Here is a 22,081-nt window from a genome sequence, read left to right on the forward strand (position 1 = left end):
AAGGGTCAGCTCTCGCCGCCTGCGTTTCCGCTCGTACCCGCCGTCACGTCGTGCAGACGGTAGCGCTCGATCGCCTGTGCCGACAGGCCGCGATCGACCACGCCGTCCTCGGCCAGGGCCTGGAGCGTCCGCACCACGATCGACGGGCCGTCGATCTTGAAGAAGCGGCGAGCAGCCGGGCGAGTGTCGGAGAAGCCGAAGCCCTCCGCGCCCAGCGTGGCGAATCGGCGAGGCACCCACGGGCGGATCTGGTCCTGCACGGCGTGCATGAAGTCGCTGACCGCGACGACCGGACCCTCAGAGTCGTTCAGCTTCTGCGTGACGAACGCGGTGCGCGGCTCGTCGGTCGGGTGCAGGAAGTTGTGCTCTTCGGCGGCGAGACCGTCACGGCGCAGCTCGGTCCAGCTCGTGACCGACCAGACGTCGGCGATCACGCCCCAGTCCTCCTTGAGGAGCTTCTGCGCCTCGTAGGCCCACGGGACACCGACGCCCGACGCGAGCAGCTGGGCGCGAGGCCCATCGCCCTCGCCGACGCTGACGCGGTGGATGCCGCGGACGATGCCGTCGACGTCGACATCCTCGGGCTCCTTCGGCTGCACCAGCGGCTCGTTGTAGAGCGTGATGTAGTACATGACGTTCGGGTCGGGGTGGTTCCCGCCGTACATGCGCTCGAGGCCCGAACGCACGATGTGGGCGATCTCGTATCCGTAGGCCGGATCGTACGACACGGTGGCGGGGTTGGTCGACGCGAGCAGGTGCGAGTGGCCGTCGGCGTGCTGCAGGCCCTCGCCCGTCAGAGTCGTGCGGCCGGCCGTGGCGCCCATGATGAACCCGCGGGCCATCTGGTCGCCGGCTGCCCACTGGGCGTCGCCGGTGCGCTGGAATCCGAACATCGAGTAGAAGACGTAGACCGGGATGAGCGGCTCGCCGTGCGTCGCGTACGAGGTGCCCACCGCGGTGAACGCGGCGAGGGCGCCGGCCTCGTTGATGCCGACGTGCAGGATCTGGCCCTGCGGGCTCTCCTTGTAGGCCAGGAGCAGCTCTCGGTCGACCGACGTGTAGTTCTGCCCGTGCGGGTTGTAGATCTTCGCGGTCGGGAAGTACGCGTCCATACCGAACGTGCGTGCCTCGTCGGGGATGATCGGCACGATGCGGTGGCCGAAGTCCTTGGCGCGCAGCAGGTCCTTGAGCAGTCGGACGAACGCCATCGTGGTGGCGATCTCCTGCGTGCCGGAGCCCTTCTTCGGCAGTGCGTAGGACTCGTCGCCGGGCAGCGTCAGCGGCGCGTGGTTCGTGCGGCGCTGCGGCAGGAACCCGCCCAGCTCGCGGCGGCGCTCGAGCATGTACCGGATCGTCTCGTCCTCGGCACCCGGGTGGTAGTAGGGCGGCAGGTACGGGTTCTCTTCGAGCTGCGCGTCGGTGATCGGGATGCGCATCGAGTCACGGAAGTGCTTGAGGTTCTCGAGCGTCATCTTCTTCATCTGGTGGGTCGCGTTGCGGCCCTCGAAGTGGTGACCGAGACCGTAGCCCTTGATCGTCTTCGCGAGGATGACGGTCGGCTGGCCCTTGTGTTCCATCGCCTGCTTGTAGGCGGCGTAGACCTTCTGGTAGTCCAGGCCGCCGCGGCGGAGCTTGCCCCAGATGTCGTCGTCCGACCAGTCCTTCACGAGAGCCGCCGTGCGCTCGTCGCGACCGAAGAAGTGCTCGCGGATGAACCCGCCGTCCTCGGCGCGGTACGTCTGGAAGTCACCGTCGGGGGTGGTGTTCATCAGGCGGACGAGGGCGCCCTCGTCATCCTGCGACAGCAGCTCGTCCCAGCCGCGTCCCCAGACGACCTTGATGACGTTCCAGCCCGCGCCGCGGAAGTACGCCTCGAGCTCCTGGACGATCTTGCCGTTTCCGCGCACCGGGCCGTCGAGTCGCTGCAGGTTGCAGTTGATCACGAAGGTGAGGTTGTCGAGGCCCTCGTTGGCCGCCACCTGCAGCTGACCGCGGCTCTCGACCTCGTCCATCTCGCCGTCGCCGAGGAACGCCCAGACGTGCGAGTCGGAAAGGTCCTTGATGCCCCGGTTCGTCAGGTACTTGTTGTTCATCGCCTGATAGATGGCGTTGATCGGGCCGAGACCCATCGAGACCGTGGGGAACTGCCAGTAGTCCGGCATGAGGCGCGGGTGCGGGTACGACGGGATGCCGTCGGGCGCCTTCGACGCCTCCTGGCGGAAGCCGTCGAGCTGGCTCTCGCTCAGGCGACCCTCGAGGTACGAGCGTGCGTAGATGCCGGGCGACGCGTGGCCCTGGATGAAGATCTGGTCGCCGCCGGACGGGTGATCCGGGCCGCGGAAGAAGTGGTTGAAGCCGACTTCGTAGAGCGAGGCCGACGACGCGTAGGTCGAGATGTGGCCGCCCACGCCGATGCCGGGGCGCTGCGCGCGGTGCACGGTGACCGCGGCGTTCCAGCGGATCCAGCGACGGTAGCGACGTTCGAGCTCTTCATCACCGGGGAACTCCGGCTCGTTCTCGGGCGCGATGGTGTTGATGTAGTCCGTCACCGGCACCTGCGGGACGTTGAGCTGCAGCTCGTGCGACGCCTGCAGCAGGCTCAGCATGATCTCGCGACCGCGACCCGAGCCCTTCGCATCGACCAGCTGGCGCAGCGACTCCTGCCATTCACCGGTCTCTTCCGGGTCGCTGTCCAGGGCGTCCTGGGAGTAGGGGTCTTGATCGTTGACAGTCACGGGCGACCTTTCTCGTATGGCAGATCGTGCCAGGTAATCACCACGGGCAGGGCGCGGGCATTGTCGGGCGCGCACAAGCACCGCAGGACAGCCTACTCACGCTCGGAGGGGTCGGCGCTCTCGTACACTGAGAGCAGGGGCCTATAGCTCAGTTGGTTAGAGCACCTCGTTTACACCGAGGGAGTCGGGAGTTCGAGTCTCTCTGGGCCCACATGAAAGCCACCCCCGCAGATCAGCTGCTGCTGCTGGACATCGCCCGCCTCGACGCCCAGGCACGCGGAGCGGAGGCCGCGAAGCGCAATCCGGCTCAGGCCGCGCGCGTGAACGAACTGCTCGCGCGCCGTCAGGAGCTCTCGGTCGAGCTGACCGGGCTCCTGGGCAAGCGCGACGACATCGAGGCGGAGCTCAAGCGCATCGCGTCGGACGTCGCGGTCGTCGACGCCCGGGCCGCGCGCGACGTAGAGCGGCTGGCTGTGACCTCCAACCCGAAGGACGCCCAGGGCCTGGAGCACGAGATCGCCTCGCTGGCGCGCCGCAAGAGCGAGCTCGAGGACGCGCAGCTCGAGGCCATGGAGCGCCTCGAGGCTGCCGACGCCGCCGTCTCGGCTCAGCAGGCGCTGATCGCCGAGGTCAACGACGAGGGAGGGCGGTTGAGCGCCGAGGGCAAGGCCGCCGTCGCGGACGCACAGGCACGCCTCGACGCCGCCACCCGTGACCGCGGCGCGATCGCAGCGCGAGTGCCTGCGGATCTGCTCGCTCGCTACGAGTCCCTCGCCGAGCGCACCCCCGGCGCCGGTCTCCTGCAGCGCCGGACCTGCGGCGGATGCCACATGGAGCTCTCCGGGACCGACCTGAAGGCGATTGGTCAGGCTGCCGCGGACGACGTCGTCACGTGCCCCGAGTGCGGCTGCATCCTCGTCCGTACCGACGAATCCGGTCTGTGATCCGTCGATGACGTCGTTGCGCGCCCGCTGGCGCGCGGTCGGGCGCCGCGGTGACGGCGACGTCGACATCGCCGTCGTGGATGCCGCCGGCGCGGTCGTCGAACGCGGTCGTCTGGCCGCCAGCGAGCTGGCGGGGGAGATCGCGGCCGATCCCGACGCGCGGTGGATCTGGTCCGACACGACGGCCTGGTACCACGGCATCCTCGCCGCCGGCGTCCGGGTGGCACGATGCCATGACCTGCGCCTGTGCCACGCGATCCTGCGCGAGAGCTCCCTCGTGACAGATCCCGCCGACCTGCGTGCCGCTTCGGTGTGGGATGCCGCGCCGGACGACCCGGCCACCGAACGCGACGTTCTGTTCGCGCTCGAACCGGCGGCCGACGCTCTCCCGCATGACCTCGACGCGACGCTTGCGGAGTTCTCTCGGCAGCTCCGCGCGATGGCGAGCGCGACCGATCCCGGCCGCCTGCGCCTCCTGACCGCGGCGGAGTCCGCCGGAGCCCTCGTCGCCGTCGAGCTGCACGTCGCCGGCGTCCCCTGGAGTCGAGAGGTGCACGACGCGATCCTGGCCGATGCTCTCGGCCCCCGGCCGAGACCGGGGGAGCTTCCGCGCCGTGTGCGCGACCTGGCCGACCGGGTGCGTGCGGTGCTCGACGACCCGACCGCGAGCCTCGACTCGCAACCGCGCCTGCTGCGCTCTCTGCACCGGGTCGGCGTGCTCGTGGAGTCGACGAGCAAGTGGGAGCTGCAACGTCACGAGCATCCCGTCATCGAGCCGCTCCTGGCGTACAAGCGCGCGACGCGACTGCTGAGCGCGAACGGCTGGGCGTGGATGGACGAGTGGATCCCGACCGACCGGTTCCGGCCGGTCTACGTCCCGGGCGGCGTGGTCACGGGCCGCTGGGCGTCGTCGGGCGGGGGAGCCCTTCAGCTTCCCCGGATGCTGCGCCCCGCGGTGCGGGCCGATCCGGGGTGGCAGCTGGTGGTGGCGGACGTCGCGCAGCTGGAGCCCCGCATCCTCGCCGCGATGTCAGGCGACCTCGCCCTCGCCGATGCCGCTCGGGGACGGGACCTGTACGAAGGCATCGTCGCCCGCGGTACCGTCCCCTCTCGGCAAGAGGCGAAGATGGCCCTCCTCGGCGCGATGTACGGGGCGACGACGGGAGACAGCGGTCGCCTGGTCCCGTCGCTGCGACGTGCCTACCCTCGCGCGATGGCGCTCGTGGACGACGCGGCGCGCGTGGGTGAGGAGGGCGGTTCGGTGCGCACGCTGCTCGGGCGCACGAGTCCGTCACCGTCAGCCGGGTGGCGAGACCTCCACGCGGATGCCGCCGAGCCCGAGGCATCCGATGCCATCAAGACGCTCGCGCGGTCACGGGCGCGCGAGCGCGGTCGCTTCACGCGCAACTTCGTCGTCCAGGGGACCGCGGCGGAGTGGGCGCTCGCGTGGCTCGCGGACCTCCGGCAGCGTCTCGCGACCTTTCCGAGCGTCGGAGACCACCCCGTGACGGGGCGGGCCCACCTCGCGTTCTTCCTCCACGACGAGATCATCGTGCACACGCCGGTCGAGCAGGCCGAGGCGGCGGCAGCAGCCGTTCGCGATGCGGCCGACGCGGCGGGAAGGCTGCTTTTCGGCTCGTTCCCCCTCGATTTCCTCCTGGACGTGCGCATCGCGGCATCCGCCGACAAGGGATGACGACGGCCGAGGGCGAGCCCGCCGGTAGACTCGACGGGCGAATGGGTCGGCTGGACGGTCGCGTGGCGGGCAACCGCACCGAGGAACGTCCGGGCTCCACAGGACAGGACGGTGGGTAACGCCCACCCGGAGTGATCCGCGAGACAGTGCCACAGAAAGCAGACCGCCGGCGTCCGCGCCGGTAAGGGTGAAAGGGTGGTGTAAGAGACCACCGGGGTCGTGGTGACACGGCCCGCACGGTAAACCTCGTCCGGAGCAAGGTCAGACAGGGGATGTTGACGCGGTCCGCCGAGTCCCCGGGTAGACCGCTGGAGCGGCACGGCAACGTGTCGCCGAGAGAGATGGCCGTCTACGGGGCTCACGCCCCCGGACAGAACCCGGCGTACAGGCCGGCCCATTCGCCCCTGATCGCGCCCGCGCACCCGTCACAGCGCGGGCCCCGCCGGTGGCCGGTGTCGCTCCCGGCGCCGGGACGCATCCCCCAAACGTGAGCCCCGGTGCCGGGAGCGACCTCTCACCGTTGCAGGTCGTCATGTCGCCCCGGAACGGGGCTATCGTGCACGGCACGCACCACGTACCTTCATTGCGTCGGACCGACGACGGAGGCGCGGGGCGGGGCGTCGGATCTTCGGCCGCTAGGAGCCAGTGCTCGCGGTCATCATCCCCGAGATCCTCTGATCCACGTTGCCCGGTCCGGGTTGCTGAAGATCAGCGACCCACGACCGGACGACGAGGATCACGCGGAGGATGAGCAGCGATGCTGCCGCTCCCGTCACGCCGTCGATGGCCGTCACCCAGGGCAGCGCACCCCATGCCGCGATGATGCCGGCAACAGTGATCACGGCGACCATGCCGGCGAGCAGCCAGGCTCGGCGGGCCGGGTCTCCGGCACGTTCACCGGTCGGCGCTGGTCGGCGCGCGCGCGACGACAGCGGCTGACGGGGACTCCGAAGGTGCACAACGGCTCCCGTCAGCGTGAAGACGGCGATCGTGAGCAGCGCGGCACCGATGATCTCGCTCGGGCGGTGGTTTCCAATCACGATGATCGCCGAGGTGGCCAGCGCCATCCAGACCCCGAGCACAGGGGCGACCCACCGCTTCCAGGCCCGCGGAACCACGATGAGCAGGGCGGCAGCTACGGCGAGGACGACGACAGCGTGGCCGCTCGGATAGCTGACTGCATCGTCACGCGAATCGACGAGCAGGGGACGACCGAAGACCGACTTGAACCCTTCAGATCCCAGTACCGCTCCAGGGGTCGCCACCGCAACCCAGAGGGCTGTGCGGCCGTGTCGTCTCGCTGCTGCGATGACGACGGCGAGGAGGGTCCCCACCACGATCGTGGCCCGGTCGTACGAGAGTGGCGGAAGATCATTCTGGTTGAGCCAGTAGCCCACAGTGTCGAAGACCTCGTACTTCCATGCCCACCCGTTCTCCAACGACTGCCCGGCAGCCGTCAGGTTGAAGAAGAGGTACAGGACGAAGAAGAGGGTCACCGCGATGAGGCCCGTCATGATCATCCGTGCCCGCACCGAGAAGCGGGCGCGAGATTCATGCATCCTGCCAGCCTAGGTGGCACGCGTTTCGCCGGGGAGCACGTCGACCGCCGCTCGGCCCACATGGGGCGCAGTTTCGCGCATCAGGCGCTGCTGCGAGTGCGCCTGACACGCGAAACTGCGCCCGATGTCGAAGCGGGGGGGGGGCGTCAGTGGGCGGTTGTGCCGGCGAGGTCTTCCGTCGTCTCGTCGAGGACGCCGGGGTGTTCGCCCGCGAGTGCGAGGGCCGCGGCGCCGATGATGCCGGCGTTGTTGCGGTGCACGGCCGGGACGATCGGCGTCTTCAGGTCGAGCAGCGGGAGGAACTTGTCAGCGTGCTTCGACACTCCGCCGCCCACGACGAACAGGTCGGGGGAGAAGAGGAACTCGATGTGGCTGTAGTACCACTGCAGCCGTTCGGCCCACTCGGGCCAGTCGAGCTCGTCGCGCTCCATCGCGGAGTACGCGGCCCACGCCTCGGCATCCTTGCCGTGCTTCGCGCGGTGAACATGACCGAGCTCGGAGTTCGGGATCAGGACGCCGTTGTAGATCATCGCCGAACCGATGCCGGTGCCGAGCGTGGTGAGGATGACGAGCCCGTCCTGGCCGCGCGCGGCGCCGTATCGCAGCTCGGCGACCCCGGCCACATCGGCGTCGTTCGCGAAGTGGATCTGACGGCCGAGGCCCTCCTCGAAGAAGGTCTCGGCCTCGAAGTCGATCCAGGTGTCGGCGACGTTGGCGGCCGAGAGGGTGCGGCCGTTCTTCACGATGGCGGGGAAAGCCACGCCGAGCGGAACGTCACCCGCGTCGGTCACTTCGAGGCGGTCGAGCACGACCTTGACGGCGTCCAGGACGTCCTCGGGCTCAGCGCCCTTGGGCGTGGCGACCTTGATGCGGTCGGTCAAGAGCTCTCCGGTCGACAGATCGACGACGGCTCCCTTGATCCCGGTTCCGCCGATGTCCACTCCGACGGCCCGCGTCGCACTCGCACTCATGGGGCCCAGCCTATCGAGCGCCGACGGGGCGGATTAGGCTCGGGCTGAGCGCCACCGCAGGCGCAGTCTGGAGCAACCATGCCCGAGAGTGACGGCGAGTACTGGTACAACCTCACGACGCACGAGGTCGAGCGCGGCAAGCAGTCGCCGGGCGCCGATCGCGCGGGCCCCTTCGCGTCGGCGGAGGAGGCGGCGCGGGCTCCGCAGATCATGGCTCAGCGGTCGCAGGCGTGGCGCGAGGACGAGGCTCAGGAGGACGACTGGGGCACGCCGCCGTCGGAGGGCGCTCGCCGCCAGTAGTCTGGGATCCGACCCTGTCTCGGAGAGGACGCGATGGACAAGCAGCGGGACTTCGTACTGCGAACGATCGAGGAGCGCGGCGTCAAGTTCGTGCGGCTCTGGTTCACCGATGTGATCGGCACACTCAAGTCGGTGGCGATCGCCCCGGCCGAGGTCGAGGGTGCCTTCGCGGAGGGGCTCGGATTCGACGGCTCGGCGATCGAGGGACTCACGCGCAGCTACGAGTCCGACTTGCTCGCCCACCCCGATCCGACCACATTCCAGCTCCTGCCCTGGCGCGGTGAGATCGACCCCACGGCTCGGATGTTCTGCGACATCACGACTCCCGACGGGCAGCCTGCGGTCGCGGATCCCCGCAACGTGCTCAAGCGCTCCCTCGCGAAGGCAGCCGATGCCGGGTTCACGTTCTACACGCACCCCGAGATCGAGTTCTACCTCCTGAAGTCGTCGTCGTACGGGCCCGACGGGCCGGAGCCGGTGGACTCCGCGGGGTACTTCGACAACGTCCCGGGCGGTACCGCTCATGACTTCCGCCGTCGCTCGGTGCGGATGCTGGAAGACCTCGGCATCTCCGTCGAGTACAGCCACCACGAGGGCGGCCCGGGCCAGAACGAGATCGATCTGCGCTACGCCGACGCCCTCGCGACGGCCGACAACATCATGACCTTCCGTACCGTCATCAAGGAGGTGGCGATCGAGCAGGGCGTGTACGCGACCTTCATGCCCAAGCCCCTCAGCGGCCACCCGGGTAGCGGCATGCACACCCACATGTCGCTGTTCGAGGGCGACGTGAATGCGTTCTACGAAGAGGGCGCGCAGTACCAGCTCTCGCAGACCGGCCGGCAGTTCATCGCCGGTCTTCTGCGCCACGCGAACGAGATCTCGGCGGTCACCAACCAGTTCGTCAACTCGTACAAGCGCCTGTGGGGCGGCGACGAGGCCCCGAGCTTCATCACGTGGGGCCACAACAACCGCTCGGCCCTCGTGCGGGTGCCCATGTACAAGCCCAACAAGAGCCAGTCGTCGCGTGTCGAGTACCGAGCGCTGGACTCGGCTGCGAACCCGTACCTGGCGTATGCGCTGCTGCTGGCCGCGGGTCTCAAGGGCATCGAAGAAGGCTATGAGCTGCCCGCCGAAGCCGAGGACAACGTGTGGTCGCTCACCGACTCCGAGCGTCGCGCCCTCGGATACGCGCCGCTGCCCGCGAGCCTCGACCACGCTCTCGAGTACATGGAGGAGTCCGAGCTCGTCGCCGAGACGCTCGGCGAGCAGGTCTTCAACTACGTCCTGCTCAACAAGCGTCGCGAGTGGCAGAACTATCGCGCACAGGTGACGCCGTTCGAGCTCAAGAGCAACCTGGAGATGCTCTGAGGTCATGAGCCGGTCACCTCGTTCGACCGGGCTGACGGGGCTGGCCCGGGCGGGGTTCGATGATCTCGGGCGAGCCGACGCGGATCTCGCTGAGCTCGCCGAACTGATCGGGACCGAGCGGGACGAACTGATCGCCTCGGCGGAGGCGGCGGCTGACCCCGACGCCGCGGTGTCGGCATTGCTGAGGATCGCCCGTCGAGACGCCTCGGTCGTGCGGGAGTCGTTACGACGTCGTCCCCTCTCGGTGTGGTCGGTGTTGGGTGCCTCGCGCGGCCTGGCCGACTTCTATCTGCGTCATCCCGCGGAGCTCACCGATCTGGCGTCCGACGGTGACGGCCTGCCGACCCGCGACGAGCTGAGCACGCAGATGCTGGAGGCGGTCGGCGCGGAGGGCGGCTTCGCGGCATCCGCTGGCGACGACGCCTGGGTCGCGCTCCGGGTGCGCTACCGGCGGATGCTGGCGCGGATCGCCCGGTTCGACCTCGCGGCGTCCGATCCGGCGCTCATCCTGCACGCGGTCGCCGCCGCGCTCGCAGACGCCGCCGGTGCAGCGCTCGAGGCGTCTCTCGCCGTCGCGCGCAGCAGACTCGTCGCGGGCGTCCCCGGGGCGGGCCGGTTCGAGCGCGACGCGGTCGCCGCGACCCGTCTGGCCATCATCGGCATGGGCAAGTCCGGCGCGCGGGAGCTGAACTACGTCAGCGACGTCGACGTGATCTTCGTCGGCGGGTCGGCCGACGACGAGGCCGTGCCGGAGTCGCAGGCCGTCGAGATCGCGACGAGGCTCGCGATCCAGACGATGCGTGGCATCTCGGAGGTCGAGGTCGAGCCGCCGCTGTGGGAGGTCGATCCCAACCTGCGCCCGGAGGGGAAGCAGGGCGCCCTCGTGCGCACGCTCGATTCGCACGTCGCGTACTACGACCGGTGGGCGAAGAGCTGGGAGTTCCAGGCCCTGCTCAAAGCGCGCCCCCTCGCCGGCGATGAGGAGCTGGGGGAGCAGTACGTCGATGCCGTCCAGCCGATGGTGTGGGCGAGCGCGGCTCGAGAGAACTTCGTCGAGAGCGTGCAGAAGATGCGCGAACGGGTGACGGACCACATCCCGCCCGGTGAGGTGGCGCGGCAGCTCAAGCTCGGGCCCGGCGGCATCCGCGACGTCGAGTTCACGGTTCAACTGCTCCAGCTCGTGCACGGCGCGTCGGACGAACGAGTCCGAGAGCGCTCCACTCTCGACGCCCTCGATGCCCTGGTCTCGGAGGGGTACATCGGACGCGAGGATGCGTCGCGCTTCGCTCTCGACTACCGGCGGCTCCGCGTCATGGAGCACAGGCTGCAGCTCCGCGAGCTCCGTCGCACTCACCTCATGCCCGAGGACGGAGCGGCGTTGCGCACCCTGGCCCGCTCGTCGCGCCTCGGTGACGGGGGAGACCGGGTGGTCTCGGTATGGGAGGAGATCAAGCGCGAAGTGCGCGAGATCCACGTGCGGCTGTTCTATCGGCCGCTGCTCTCCGCCGTCGCCGCTCTTCCGGCCGACGAGCACACGCTCTCGCCCGAGGCGGCGAAGGCGCGTCTCGCCGCGATCGGGTTCCGCGATCCGGCCGGAGCCCTGCGTCACATCGGCGCGCTGACCAGCGGACTCAGTCGCAAGGCCGTCATCCAGCGCCACCTCATGCCGGTGATGATCCGCTGGTTCGCCGACGGCGTGGATCCCGACTACGGCTTGCTGGCGTTCCGGCGCATCAGCGAGCGGCTCGGGAACACGCCGTGGTTCCTCCGGATGCTGCGCGATTCGTCGGGTGCCGCCGAGAGCTTGACCCGTCTGCTGTCGGGGTCGCGCTACGTCGGCGAGCTCATGGAGTGGATCCCCGAATCGATCGCCTGGCTCGACTCGCCCGATCAGCTTCGGCCGCGCCCCGGCTTCGTGCTCCAGGAGGAGGCGCGCGCGATCCAGACCCGACACGCGTCCATCGACGACGCGATGTCGGCAGTGCGGGCACTCCGTCGGCGCGAACTGCTTCGACTGGCGATGGCGGCCGTGGTCGGCGAGCTGTCGATCGAGGAGCTCGCCGAGGGCCTCACCACGATCACCGAGGTCACGATCCAAGCCACTCTCCGTGCGGTGCGGCGCGAGGTGGTCCCGCCCGAGGACGAGCGCCTCGATTTCTCGGTCATCGCGATGGGTCGATTCGGTGGCGCCGAGCTCGGGTTCGGGTCCGATGCCGACATCATCTACGTGTACGACGCGAACGGTGTGCCCGCGCAGCGGGCCCAGGAACTCGCCCTCCAGCTCGTGCAGGGGGTGCGGCGTTACTCGGAGGACCATCGGCTGCCCCTCGATCTCGATGCCGGGCTGCGGCCCGAGGGGCGAAACGGCCCCCTCGTCAGATCCCTGGAGTCGTACGCCGAGTACTACCGTCGCTGGTCGTTGTCGTGGGAGGCGCAGGCGCTGCTGCGCGCCCGGGGCGTCGCCGGCAGCGTGACGCTCATCACCCGGTTCCTCGCCCTCGCCGACGATCTGCGCTACCCGGTGGCACCCGATCCGCAGGGCCTTCGCGAGATCCGGCGCATCAAAGCCCGGGTCGAGAGCGAGCGACTGCCGCAGGGGCAAGACCGCTCTCGGCACCTCAAGCTCGGTCCCGGCGGGCTGAGCGACGTCGAATGGCTCGTGCAGCTCATCCAGCTCGAGCACGCGCATCACGTGCCGGGCCTGCGGACGACCTCGACCATCGGAGCTCTCGACGCAGCAGTGGCCGCCGATCTCGTTCCCAAGGATGCCGCGGAGAAGCTCGCTGCCGCGTGGCGGCTGGCCAGCCGGTTGCGTTCGGCGAACACGCTTCTGTCGGGTCAGACGAGCGATGTGCTCCCGACCGATCGTGGCCGGCTGGATGGAATCGGTCGTTTGCTGGAGTATCCGGCACGATCGGCCACCGTCGTAGAGGAGGATTGGATGCGCGCCGCGCGTCAAGCCCGCCGCGTGTTCGAAAAACTCTTCTACGGCTAAGGGGAAACATGTCGGTTGGACTGCTGGCTGTCGTCGACGACATCCTGAGCGCTGCTCTGCGTGCCTCCGCGAAGTCTGCGGGTGTCGTGATCGACGATGCTGCCGTCACACCGCAGTACGTCCAGGGCATCACGCCCGCCCGCGAGCTTCCCGTCGTGGCGAAGATCGCGCTCGGCTCCATCGCGAACAAGTTCCTCATCATCATCCCCGTGGCGCTGCTGCTGACCGCTTTCGCGCCGGCCGTGCTGCCCTTCCTCCTGATCCTGGGCGGCATGTTCCTCTGCTACGAGGGAGCCGAGAAGGTTCTCGAGTGGTTCGGGGTGCACCACGGAGCGGACGATGACGGCCCTCGTGACGAGAAGAAGCTCGTCCTCGGCGCCGTGCGCACCGACCTCATCCTGTCGGCGGAGATCATGTTGATCTCGCTCTCGAACCTCGACGACGGGATGGGTATCTGGCAGACACTCGCCGTACTCGCGGTCATCGCTCTGTTGATGACGGGTGTCGTCTATGGGGCGGTCGCGCTGCTGGTGAAGATCGACGACATCGGACTGCGAATGGCCAAGAACCCGTCGTCACGGGTGCGGCACACCGGAATGCGGATCGTGCGCTCCATGCCTGCCGTGTTCCGCGTCATCAGCGTCGTCGGAACCGTCGCGATGCTCTGGGTCGGTGGACACCTCGTGCTCGCGAACCTGGGCGAGGTGGGCGTCGCCTTCACACTCGACCTGCTGCACGGGGTGGAGCACCTGCTCGAAGCGGCGGGCGGCGTGATCGTCTGGATCGGCGAGACCGCTGTCTCGGCCATCGCCGGGCTGCTCGTCGGGCTCGTGATCGTCGGTGTGATCACGGTGATCCGGCGCGTGCGTGGCGGTGGAGCCGACGTCCCCGGCGGCGCTCACTGAGCGGCGGCCTCGGCCTCGCTCATCACCGTGAACTCGCAATTTCGGCCACGCTCTCGCTGAATTCAACAGAATAAAAGGGTAGACCTCCCGCCCTCAATTCGATAACGTGTTCGCCACGGAATGACATCGACTGATCAGGAGGAATCATGAGTGTTTCTGACATCATCACGGCGTGGATGATCGGCCGCAGTGGGGGCGGCGGCATCCCCTGGTACCGTCTGTGACCGATCCCGTTTCTTCCGGTCGGTCTCACGCGCGCAGCTGATAGACGGCCGCTTCCCGGCTCTGGAGCGGCTTCAGGTGAGCGTCGAGATGGTCAGGCCGAAAAGAAGAAAGAGATCGCCCCTCCTGTGATGCTGATCCGGAGGGGCGATCTCTTGTCGTGATTCTCAGATTGTGTTATTGGCCGTCGGTGCTCATCCCATCCTCCTGATGAACGGGGATCGCACCCGGCCTGCACGATTGAGCGTCAGTGCTCGCCGTGCTCGGCGTCGCGAATTCGGTCCTGCTCCGCCTCGACGGGGTCGGCGTCGAGGTCTGGCACGATCGAGGTGTCATCGCGATCGCTGTCCTGCGCGGCGGGGTCGGCGATGGGCTGCTGGTCACGGGATGCATCGGTCATGACAGCAGTCCACCGCGGCGACGGCATCCGGTCACGGTGGTTGACTCGAAGTCAAGCCGCCTGCTCACGGCCGGTGCGTCTCATAGCCTGACGGGGTGATGACGACCGCGACGCTGCGCCGGGCGGCTCGTGTCGATTGGTCGCAGCGTCGCTTCTCTGTCGACGGGCTGGAGTTCCGTGTCTGGAGCTCGCCCGCAGCGGCGTCGCTCTCAGCGGTCGTGCTTCTTCACGGAGTAGGGATGTCGCACCGCTCGTTCCTTCGGCTGCACCCCCTGCTCGCGCGGAGCGCATCCGTGCACAGCGTCGATCTGCCCGGCTTCGCCGGCCTGCCGGCGGCTGACCGAAACGTGTCGGTAGCGGCGATGGCCGACGCGCTCGCTGAGCTGCTCCGTCGCGCCGTCGGCCGACCGGCCGTGATCGTCGGGCACTCGATGGGAGCCCAGTGGGCGGTGGAGACGGCGTCGCGGCATCCGGATCTGGTCCGAGGGCTCGGCCTGATCGGGCCGGTCGTCGATGATCACCACCGCACGCTTCCCGCGCAGGCCGTGGCCCTGGCCCGGGATGGACTGCTCGAGCCGCCCCGGGTGAACGTCCGCGTCACGCTCGACTACTTCCGCACCGGCCCCCGCTGGTTCTTCGCACAGGTGCGGCACATGCTCGCCTATCCCATCGAGGAGCGCCTTGCCGGGCTGACGGTGCCGACGCTCATCGTGCGCGGTGGACGTGACCCGATCGCCGGCGCCGCGTGGGTGCAGCGCCTCGCAAACCGAACGGCCCAGAGCCGTGTGCTCGTCGTTCCGGGACGAGGCCACCACGTCGAGCGCACGGCCGCTGCACCCGTCGCCCGCGGCATCCTCGCCGTGGCCGCAACCGCGACTGACCCGAGGGAGAGCCCGTGACGTTTCGTCCGCTGAGGAATGCCTCGTGGTGGATCGCAGACTACGCCTACGCCGTCGTCTGGCAGGTTCGCGCTTTCTTCTCGCGGACAGATCCCAGCAATTTCCAGTCGGGAGACGGCACGCCCATCGTGGTGCTCCCCGGCGTCTACGAGACGTGGCGATTCCTGCAGCCGCTCATCACCGAGCTCCACGACCGCGGACATCCCGTTCACGTGATCGCCGCGCTGGGCCGGAACCGATGGCCCGTGCCGCGTGCCGCGCGGCACGTCACGGAGTACGTGGAGCAGCATGACCTCGACGACGTCGTGATCGTCGCGCACAGCAAGGGCGGGCTCGTCGGCAAGCAGGTCATGGTGGACGTCGCCGTCGGCGGTCGTGTCCGGGGGATGGTCGCCGTCGCGAGTCCGTTCGCCGGGTCGGTCTACGGCCGGCTCATGCTCGTGCCGACACTGCGAGCGTTCTCGCCGAGCGCGCCCGGGATCGTGGCGCTGGCGCGCGAAGTCGCACCCAACGCGCGCATCGTGTCGGTCTACGGCGAGTTCGACCCTCACATTCCTGGAGGAAGCGAGCTCGACGGCGCGCGCAACGTCCGACTGGAGACCGGGGGGCATTTCCGCATCCTCGCGCACCCGCGGGTCATCGCGGAGGTCGTGCGCCTAGCGGAGTGAGGCGCGTCAGTTGATGATCTCGGCGCGCTCGGATGCCATGCGGTCGATGCGCTCCCGCCATGTCTGCAGCGCCTCGGCCGATAGCCGCGTCCAGTCGGTGACCTCGGACACGACGCGCAGGGGAGCGGCGGAGCGATACGACTGCGTGGGGTTGCCAGGGAACTTCTTGTCGGTGACGTTCGGGTCGTCCTCGAACTCGCCGGTGGGTTCGACGACATAGACGTGGGGCTCGCCCGGAACGGGCGCGATCTCGGCCGCGAGACCGGCGCCGTCTTTCACAGCCGTGAAGTACACGTGGTTCATCGTGATCTCCGGGCGGTAGTTCGACGGAAAGCCGGGGGTGAGCAGATCTCCGGCGCGGAGCAATGCCTTCGTGCCGTGGAAGAACGGCCCGGGCATGTCGGTGAGATTCACCCGATCAGGATGGCTCCCGAGGTGTCGACGATGCAAGCGCACCCGCGAACGACGGAGCCCCGTCGCCCGGCTCGTGGAGAGCGGGCGACGGGGCTCCGTCGTCGGGTGAAGCGTCAGACGCCGAAGTACAGCTCGTACTCGTAGGGGTGAGGACGGGCGTTGATCGGCTGGATCTCGTTCTCGATCTTGTACTCGATCCAGGTCTCGATCAGCTCGGGCGTGAACACGCCGCCGGCCAGCAGGAACTCGTGGTCGTTGCGCAGCGCCTCGAGGGAGTCGAGCAGCGAGTTCGGAACCTGCGGGATGTTCTTGGCCTCCTCGGGCGGCAGCTCGTAGAGGTCCTTGTCGACGGGCTCGTGCGGCTCGATGCGGTTCTTGATGCCGTCGAGGCCGGCCATCATCTGCGCGGCGAACGCGAGGTACGGGTTGCCCGAAGCGTCGGGGGCGCGGAACTCGATGCGCTTGGCCTTCGGGTTGGTGCCCGTGATCGGGATGCGGATGGCCGCCGAACGGTTACCGGCCGAGTAGACCAGGTTGACCGGAGCCTCGTAGCCCTTGACCAGACGCTTGTACGAGTTGAGCGTCGGGTTCGTGAACGCGAGCACCGCGGCAGCGTGCTTCAGGAGACCGCCGATGTACCAGCGTGCGATGTCGGAGAGCCCGCCGTAGCCCTTCTCGTCGTAGAAGAGGGGCTCGCCGTTCAGCCACAGCGACTGGTGGGTGTGCATGCCCGAGCCGTTGTCACCGAAGAGGGGCTTGGGCATGAAGGTCGCGACCTTGCCCCAGAGCTCTGCGGTGTTCTTGACGATGTACTTGAACTTCAGGATGTCGTCCGCCGAGTGCACCATGGTGTCGAAACGGTAGTTGATCTCCTGCTGTCCACCGGTGCCGACCTCGTGGTGGGCACGCTCGAGCACGAGGCCCGACTCGATGAGCTTGAGCGAGATGTCGTCGCGCAGGTCGGCCGTCTTGTCGACCGGCGAGACGGGGAAGTAGCCGCCCTTGTAGGCCGTCTTGTTGGCGAGGTTGCCGCCCTCTTCGACGCGGCCCGTGTTCCAGGCGCCTTCTTCGGAGTCGACGGAGTAGAAGCTCGAGTTCTGCTTCACCTCGTAGCGGACGTCGTCGAAGATGTAGAACTCCGCCTCGGGGGCGAAGAACGCGGTGTCGGCGATGCCGGTGGAAGCGAGGTACTTCTCGGCCTTCTTGGCGACCTGACGCGGGTCCTTCGCGTAGATCTCGCCGTTGCGCGGGTTGTAGATGTCGAAGACCATGATCAGCGTCTTCGCCTCGCGGAACGGGTCGACGTATGCCGTCGATACGTCCGGGATCAGCTGCATGTCCGACTCGTGGATGTTCGCGAAGCCGCGGATCGACGAGCCGTCGAACAGCTGGCCGACCGTGAAGAACTCCTCGTCGACGGTCGAGGCCGGGATGTTGAAGTGCTGCTGCACGCCAGGAAGGTCCGTGAAACGGATGTCGAGGAACTTGACGTCCTCGTCCTGGATGAACTTGAGCACCTCGGAAGAATCTTTGAACATGGAGTCTCCAAGATCGGGTGAGGAACAGCCTGGAGTCATCCAGACCTCTTCGAACCTATCGGCATCCAGTTGCCCGGCAGTATCTCGGATGTTTCCGGGATGTTACGCGGCCGGCCCCGTTTAGGCTGGAGAGGTGCCCGAACCCCTGCGCGAGAACACGTATCCCGGCGAGCGGTTGGGGCGTCCCGAGCAGGGCCCCGGCAGCGTGGGGCGCCTCGGGCGACGCCTGGCCGCGCTCGTGATCGACTATGCCGCCGCGACTCTCCTCGCGACCGCGTTCCTCGGCTTCGACCAGTTCGCACTGCCGGGGGAGGCGGGGGTGACCCAGTTCGCGCCGATCACGGTCTTCGCCGCGCTCCAGGTCATCTTCATCCCGCTCATCGGGGGGAGCCCCGGTCATCGCATCGTCGGGCTGCGGCTCGAGCTGCTCCACGGAGGTTGGACGGGCCTCTGGCGTCCGATCGTCCGGACGCTGCTCCTCGTCCTCGTGATCCCCGCCGTCGTGTTCGATCCCGATCAGCGGGGACTCCACGACAAGGCCGCGGGCACGATCCTCGTCCGCGCCTGACGCGGTCGGTCCGTGCGGGCCGTTGCCTACCGGGGTCGCTGCGCGCGGGCCTTCATCGGGTCGACACCCTTGGGAATCGGCAGCGACGTCACCGACTGCGAGACCGACTCGATGCGCTTGATGACCGCCGCCATCGTGGTGCGGTCGATCGCCTTCGGCAGAGCCTTGATCGTCGGGGCGAGCTTGGCGATGGGAACCTCGTCCTCGCCGTGACCGACGTAGAGGACGTGGATCGGCACACCCGAAGCGACGCGCTTGACCTTGCCGCGCTCGTCGTTGATGAGTCGCGTCAGACGCCCGCGGGTGCCCTCGCCGATGATGACGACGCCGCCGCGTCCGACGGCGCGGTAGACGGCCTCCTGCGTCTTCGGGTTGACGCCGACGGGCATCTCAGAGGCCTGCCACTTGCGGCCCAGGTTGGTCGAGATGATGTGTCCTGTCGCGCCCGGCATCCCGTCGATGCGCTTGTACATGGCCCGCGTGGCCAGTCGCGTCATGGTGATCATGGCGCCGAGGATGCCGAAGAGCAGGCCGGTGACGCCCCACAGGATGACGCTCCAGATCGCGCCCGGCGGGATGAGGAAGCCCACCAGGACCCCCAGGCCGATGCCGACGACGACGATTCCGATGAGCAGCCACGGCAGCCAGCTGTAGTACTCCTTCGTGAAGGTGAAGAGGGAGCGGAGCTGGGAGAAGAATCCGGGGCGCTTCTCGGGTGCGGTGCTGCGGGACGACATGCTCACAGCCTACCTTTTCGGCCACGTCGTTCCGCCTGCACAACCGTGGTCGGACACGCACCGTGCACACATCGACGCGAAGCCGGCGAGAGCGCGGCGAGCTGACGCGACACTGAGCCGATGGAAAGCGCGCCCGCTGTCGATGTCCCCATCCCGCTGAGGCGGGTAGCGCCGCCCGAGGCGCCGTTCCCGGGTGAGATCCTGCCGGGACCCGGCGGCGGGACGTACCGTGTGGCGGCAGCCGATGTGACGCCCCAGCTGTGGTCTGCGGACACCGGTGGTCATCTTCTCGCACCCGAGGACGTGGACCGGATCGCTGACCAGACCGTCGTGATGCTCCCGTTGCTCAGCGCTCGCCTGTGCGGCGGCGAGAGCCCTTTCGATCTCACGAGAGGCCAGGCGGTGACGCTCGGGATCAGCGTCCTGCGCGGCGCGGTGGACGCCGCCCGTTCGGGTTGGGGCGACGGGCAGTGGTGGTCGACGACCGAGGGGCGCCCCGTGCTCGTGCCCGTCGGTACACGGGGGTGGGGGCCGTCGTCGCAGGCGGTGCTCGATCGCATCCCCGACGCGGTGCTGGACCCCGGGATACGGACTCGACTCGCAGACGCGATGACGGACCGGGTCACCCTGCCGTTCGCGGCTCCCGGACTGGAGGACGAACTGTTCGCCCTGGCGTCGGCGGAACCCTTCGTGATCGGGCGACCGCTGGGTGCGCCGAGCCCGCCCTCCGAGCGGAACGACGGGGGCGACCCGCTCGACGGTGGTCTCGCGGTGGCGCGGAGCGCGGCCGCGGGCCTCGTCGACGCGGACGTCATGAGGCGTGTGACGCTCGCGATCACCGGAGCGCGCGAGATGCTGCTCCGGGCGGTGGAGCCGTTGGCGCGGTGGCGGCGAGAGCAGGGCGGGGGAGATGAGGCGAGCCCCGCTCGGCGGCGGACGGTGTGGGTCGCGCTGGGAACGGTGGCCGTGACACTCGTCGTCGGACTCTCGCTGCCGGCCGGAGCGGACGGCATCCGCCCGTCCGTCCCGGAAGCGTCGCACTCGATCGGTCTCGCATCGCCCGAGCCGAGCGCGACGGGCGCCGGCCCGACGGGAGATGAGTCAGCGCTGCCGCCCAGCAGCGACCATACCCCGCCTGCGGATCCCGCCTCACGGCTCGTCGACGACCTCGCGGACTGCTGGCGCGCGGCCGACACGGCATGCCGCGCCACGATCCTCGAACGACCGGATGCCGACCTGCCGGACGGCATCGCGACCGCGGACGCACCGCGCGCGGTACACCTGCTCGACGACCTGGGCGGAGTCGAAGTGATGCGCGTCGACGATCCGTCCGGGCAGCTGCCGTCGCAGGTCGTGGTCGTCGTCTCCCACCACGACAAACGGCTGGTCCGCGACGTATACGACGTCGCGGACCAGCCGTGATGGGGTGGCTCAGCCGATCAGTAGCCGAGGTTCCCCTCGAACTGGGCGCCCTCGAGGCGTGCCTTCATGGCGCTCAGGAAGCGCGCCGCGTCGGCGCCATCGATGGTGCGGTGGTCGTACGAGAGCGCGAGGTACACGTACGAGCGAACCGAGATCGCTTCCTTGCCGTCCACCGTCACGACGCCGGGGCGCTTGTAGACAATTCCGGTGCCGAGGATCGCCGACTGCGGCAGGAACACCACAGGGGTGTCGAAGAGCGCGCCACGCGAACCGGTGTTCGTGATCGTGAACGTGCCGCCTGCCAGCTCGTCGGGCTTCAGCTTGTTGTCGCGCGTACGCGCCGCGAGGTCGGCGATGTCCTGCGCGATCTGTGCGAGGTTCTTCGACCCGGCGTCGCGAAGCACGGGCGTGAGGAGTCCGCGCTCGGTGTCGACCGCGATCGAGATGTTCTCGGTGGCCGGGTAGACGATCTCTTCGCCGTCGACCGTCGAGTTCACGATCGGGAAGGTCTGGAGTGCTTCAGCGGCCGCGAGGGCGAAGAAGGGGAGGAACGACAGCTTCGCCCCGGTCTTCTCGTTGAAGTCGACCTTCACCTTGTCGCGGAACGCCGACAGCTTGGTGACGTCCACCTCGACGACGGTCGTCAGCTGAGCGGTCTGCTGCATCGACTCGACGGCGCGCTTCGCGAGCACCTTGCGCAGTCGCGACATCGGCGCACGCGTGCCGCGCAGCTCCGAGACCTCGACCTGCGCGGGGGCGGCGGGAGCCTCTGCGGATGCGGCGGCGGGCTTGGCCGATGCGGCCTCCGCAGCCTTCAGGACGTCCTCCTTGCGGATGCGGCCGCCGACGCCGCTGCCCGTCACCGAAGACAGGTCGACGCCCTGCTGCTGAGCGAGACGGCGCACGAGCGGGGTCACGTAGGTGACGCCGTCGTTGTCGGAGGCGGGTGCCGCTTCCGCAGCCGGAGCGGACTGCTGAGCGGGCGCCGGAGCAGGAGCTGCCTGCGGCGCGGGCGCTGCCTGCGGGGCGGGTGCCTCGGCGGGCTTTTCGGCTTCGGGCTCGGGGGTGGCGGCCGGCTCAGGGGCCGCGGGTGCCTCGGCGGCGGGCGCCGGAGCACCCGAACCGATGCGTGCGAGCGCGGAGCCCACCTCGACGGTCTCGTCCTCCTGGACGAGGATCTCGACCAGGGTGCCAGCGAAGGGCGCGGGGATCTCGGTGTCGACCTTGTCGGTGGAGATCTCGAGGAGCGGCTCGTCGACGGCGACATCGTCGCCGACCTGCTTGAGCCAGCGGGTGACGGTGCCCTCGGTCACGCTCTCGCCGAGCTCGGGGAGCACGACGTCCTTGGCGTCGCCGGAAGCGGCCGGCGCGGGAGCCGACTGCTGCGGCGCGGGTTCTGCCGGAGCCTCGGCGGCCGGGGCCTCCTGTGCGGGGGCGGCGGCTTCTTCCGCCGGAGCCTGCTCAGTCGGGGCATCGCTGGAAGGGGTGCCCGACCCGTCGCCGATCTTCGCCAGGATGGCGCCGACCTCGACGGTCTCGTCCTCCTGGACGAGGATCTCTTCGATGACGCCGCTCACGGGCGACGGAATCTCGGTGTCCACCTTGTCGGTGGAGATCTCGAGAAGACCCTCGTCTTCCTGGATGGTGTCACCGACCTTCTTGAGCCAGCGGGTCACCGTTCCCTCGGTGACGCTCTCTCCGAGCGCGGGGAGGACCACGGAAGTGCTCATGAATCTG

The 22,081-nt window shown here is 68.8% G+C and carries 18 protein-coding genes, 1 tRNA gene and 1 other RNA gene; 12 read left to right on the forward strand and 8 right to left on the reverse strand.

Annotated features, from left to right (window positions below):
• Positions 1-5: 5 nt before the first annotated feature.
• A complete protein-coding gene (gene aceE / locus AA0Y20_RS09255; RefSeq protein ID WP_412938926.1) occupies positions 6-2,735 on the reverse strand; it encodes a pyruvate dehydrogenase (acetyl-transferring), homodimeric type in 2,730 nt (909 codons plus the stop codon).
• Between the two features lie 137 nt (positions 2,736-2,872).
• Here aceE and AA0Y20_RS09260 point away from each other — a divergent pair.
• The 4 genes from AA0Y20_RS09260 to rnpB all read left to right on the forward strand — a co-directional run bounded on the left by AA0Y20_RS09260 (position 2,873) and on the right by rnpB (position 5,776).
• A tRNA-Val gene (locus tag AA0Y20_RS09260) sits at positions 2,873-2,946 on the forward strand.
• A gap of 1 nt (position 2,947) precedes the next feature.
• Positions 2,948-3,679 carry a zinc ribbon domain-containing protein gene (locus tag AA0Y20_RS09265; protein WP_412938928.1) on the forward strand — a complete coding sequence of 244 codons (732 nt, stop codon included), beginning with the start codon at positions 2,948-2,950 and terminating at the stop codon, positions 3,677-3,679.
• 7 nt (positions 3,680-3,686) lie between these two features.
• The gene (locus AA0Y20_RS09270) at positions 3,687-5,375 is read left to right on the forward strand and encodes a bifunctional 3'-5' exonuclease/DNA polymerase (protein WP_412938930.1); all 1,689 of its coding nucleotides are present in this window, start codon (positions 3,687-3,689) and stop codon (positions 5,373-5,375) included.
• A gap of 42 nt (positions 5,376-5,417) precedes the next feature.
• Positions 5,418-5,776: RNase P RNA component class A (gene rnpB / locus AA0Y20_RS09275), an RNA gene on the forward strand.
• Between the two features lie 234 nt (positions 5,777-6,010).
• On the opposite strand, the gene AA0Y20_RS09280 is transcribed toward rnpB, so the two are convergent.
• Both AA0Y20_RS09280 and ppgK read right to left on the reverse strand, forming a co-directional pair.
• Positions 6,011-6,934 (reverse strand): phosphatase PAP2 family protein, encoded by a 924-nt coding sequence (locus AA0Y20_RS09280; RefSeq protein ID WP_412938931.1) that lies wholly within the window; start codon positions 6,932-6,934, stop codon positions 6,011-6,013.
• Positions 6,935-7,080: 146 nt separating this feature from the next.
• Positions 7,081-7,905 carry a polyphosphate--glucose phosphotransferase gene (gene ppgK / locus AA0Y20_RS09285; RefSeq protein WP_412938933.1) on the reverse strand — a complete coding sequence of 275 codons (825 nt, stop codon included), beginning with the start codon at positions 7,903-7,905 and terminating at the stop codon, positions 7,081-7,083.
• Positions 7,906-7,983: 78 nt separating this feature from the next.
• Between ppgK and AA0Y20_RS09290 the strand changes: the two genes are divergently transcribed.
• The 4 genes from AA0Y20_RS09290 to AA0Y20_RS09305 are packed head-to-tail and all read left to right on the forward strand — an operon-like array spanning position 7,984 to position 13,476.
• Complete coding sequence (locus tag AA0Y20_RS09290) at positions 7,984-8,205, forward strand: SPOR domain-containing protein (protein ID WP_412938935.1); 222 nt, start codon at positions 7,984-7,986, stop codon at positions 8,203-8,205.
• Positions 8,206-8,238: 33 nt separating this feature from the next.
• A complete protein-coding gene (glnA, locus tag AA0Y20_RS09295; RefSeq protein ID WP_412938937.1) occupies positions 8,239-9,576 on the forward strand; it encodes a type I glutamate--ammonia ligase in 1,338 nt (445 codons plus the stop codon).
• 4 nt (positions 9,577-9,580) lie between these two features.
• A complete protein-coding gene (locus AA0Y20_RS09300) occupies positions 9,581-12,571 on the forward strand; it encodes a bifunctional [glutamine synthetase] adenylyltransferase/[glutamine synthetase]-adenylyl-L-tyrosine phosphorylase (RefSeq protein ID WP_412938939.1) in 2,991 nt (996 codons plus the stop codon).
• Positions 12,572-12,579: 8 nt separating this feature from the next.
• Positions 12,580-13,476: a DUF808 domain-containing protein gene (locus AA0Y20_RS09305; protein WP_412938941.1), complete on the forward strand. Its 897-nt coding sequence runs from the start codon at positions 12,580-12,582 to the stop codon at positions 13,474-13,476.
• A 469-nt stretch (positions 13,477-13,945) separates the two neighbouring features.
• Here AA0Y20_RS09305 and AA0Y20_RS09310 read toward each other — a convergent pair whose 3' ends face one another.
• Positions 13,946-14,098 carry a hypothetical protein gene (locus tag AA0Y20_RS09310; RefSeq protein WP_412938942.1) on the reverse strand — a complete coding sequence of 51 codons (153 nt, stop codon included), beginning with the start codon at positions 14,096-14,098 and terminating at the stop codon, positions 13,946-13,948.
• 98 nt (positions 14,099-14,196) lie between these two features.
• Between AA0Y20_RS09310 and AA0Y20_RS09315 the strand changes: the two genes are divergently transcribed.
• Together AA0Y20_RS09315 and AA0Y20_RS09320 are read left to right on the forward strand one after the other, a co-directional pair.
• Positions 14,197-14,997 carry an alpha/beta fold hydrolase gene (locus AA0Y20_RS09315; RefSeq protein ID WP_412939733.1) on the forward strand — a complete coding sequence of 267 codons (801 nt, stop codon included), beginning with the start codon at positions 14,197-14,199 and terminating at the stop codon, positions 14,995-14,997.
• Positions 14,994-15,665: an esterase/lipase family protein gene (locus tag AA0Y20_RS09320; protein WP_412938944.1), complete on the forward strand. Its 672-nt coding sequence runs from the start codon at positions 14,994-14,996 to the stop codon at positions 15,663-15,665. Before AA0Y20_RS09315 ends, AA0Y20_RS09320 begins: the two co-directional genes overlap by 4 nt.
• Before the next feature lie 6 nt (positions 15,666-15,671).
• Here AA0Y20_RS09320 and arr read toward each other — a convergent pair whose 3' ends face one another.
• Both arr and glnA (AA0Y20_RS09330) read right to left on the reverse strand, forming a co-directional pair.
• The gene (gene arr / locus AA0Y20_RS09325) at positions 15,672-16,064 is read right to left on the reverse strand and encodes an NAD(+)--rifampin ADP-ribosyltransferase (RefSeq protein WP_412939734.1); all 393 of its coding nucleotides are present in this window, start codon (positions 16,062-16,064) and stop codon (positions 15,672-15,674) included.
• A 128-nt stretch (positions 16,065-16,192) separates the two neighbouring features.
• Complete coding sequence (gene glnA, locus AA0Y20_RS09330; RefSeq protein ID WP_412938946.1) at positions 16,193-17,617, reverse strand: type I glutamate--ammonia ligase; 1,425 nt, start codon at positions 17,615-17,617, stop codon at positions 16,193-16,195.
• Positions 17,618-17,750: 133 nt separating this feature from the next.
• On the opposite strand from glnA (AA0Y20_RS09330), the gene AA0Y20_RS09335 reads away from it, so the two are divergent.
• Complete coding sequence (locus AA0Y20_RS09335) at positions 17,751-18,185, forward strand: RDD family protein (RefSeq protein WP_412938948.1); 435 nt, start codon at positions 17,751-17,753, stop codon at positions 18,183-18,185.
• Positions 18,186-18,211: 26 nt separating this feature from the next.
• Here AA0Y20_RS09335 and AA0Y20_RS09340 read toward each other — a convergent pair whose 3' ends face one another.
• Positions 18,212-18,922 (reverse strand): DUF4191 domain-containing protein, encoded by a 711-nt coding sequence (locus AA0Y20_RS09340; RefSeq protein WP_412938950.1) that lies wholly within the window; start codon positions 18,920-18,922, stop codon positions 18,212-18,214.
• 120 nt (positions 18,923-19,042) lie between these two features.
• Here AA0Y20_RS09340 and AA0Y20_RS09345 point away from each other — a divergent pair, with 120 nt between their 5' ends.
• Positions 19,043-20,344, forward strand: coding sequence for a hypothetical protein (locus tag AA0Y20_RS09345; RefSeq protein ID WP_412938951.1), 1,302 nt, complete (start codon positions 19,043-19,045; stop codon positions 20,342-20,344).
• 17 nt (positions 20,345-20,361) lie between these two features.
• Here the strand turns inward: AA0Y20_RS09345 and sucB are convergent, their stop codons facing one another.
• Positions 20,362-22,074 carry a 2-oxoglutarate dehydrogenase, E2 component, dihydrolipoamide succinyltransferase gene (gene sucB, locus AA0Y20_RS09350; RefSeq protein ID WP_412938953.1) on the reverse strand — a complete coding sequence of 571 codons (1,713 nt, stop codon included), beginning with the start codon at positions 22,072-22,074 and terminating at the stop codon, positions 20,362-20,364.
• Between the last annotated feature and the right edge of the window lie 7 nt (positions 22,075-22,081).

This window comes from Microbacterium pratiae, from assembly GCF_047302165.1.
GTDB lineage: Bacteria > Actinomycetota > Actinomycetes > Actinomycetales > Microbacteriaceae > Microbacterium.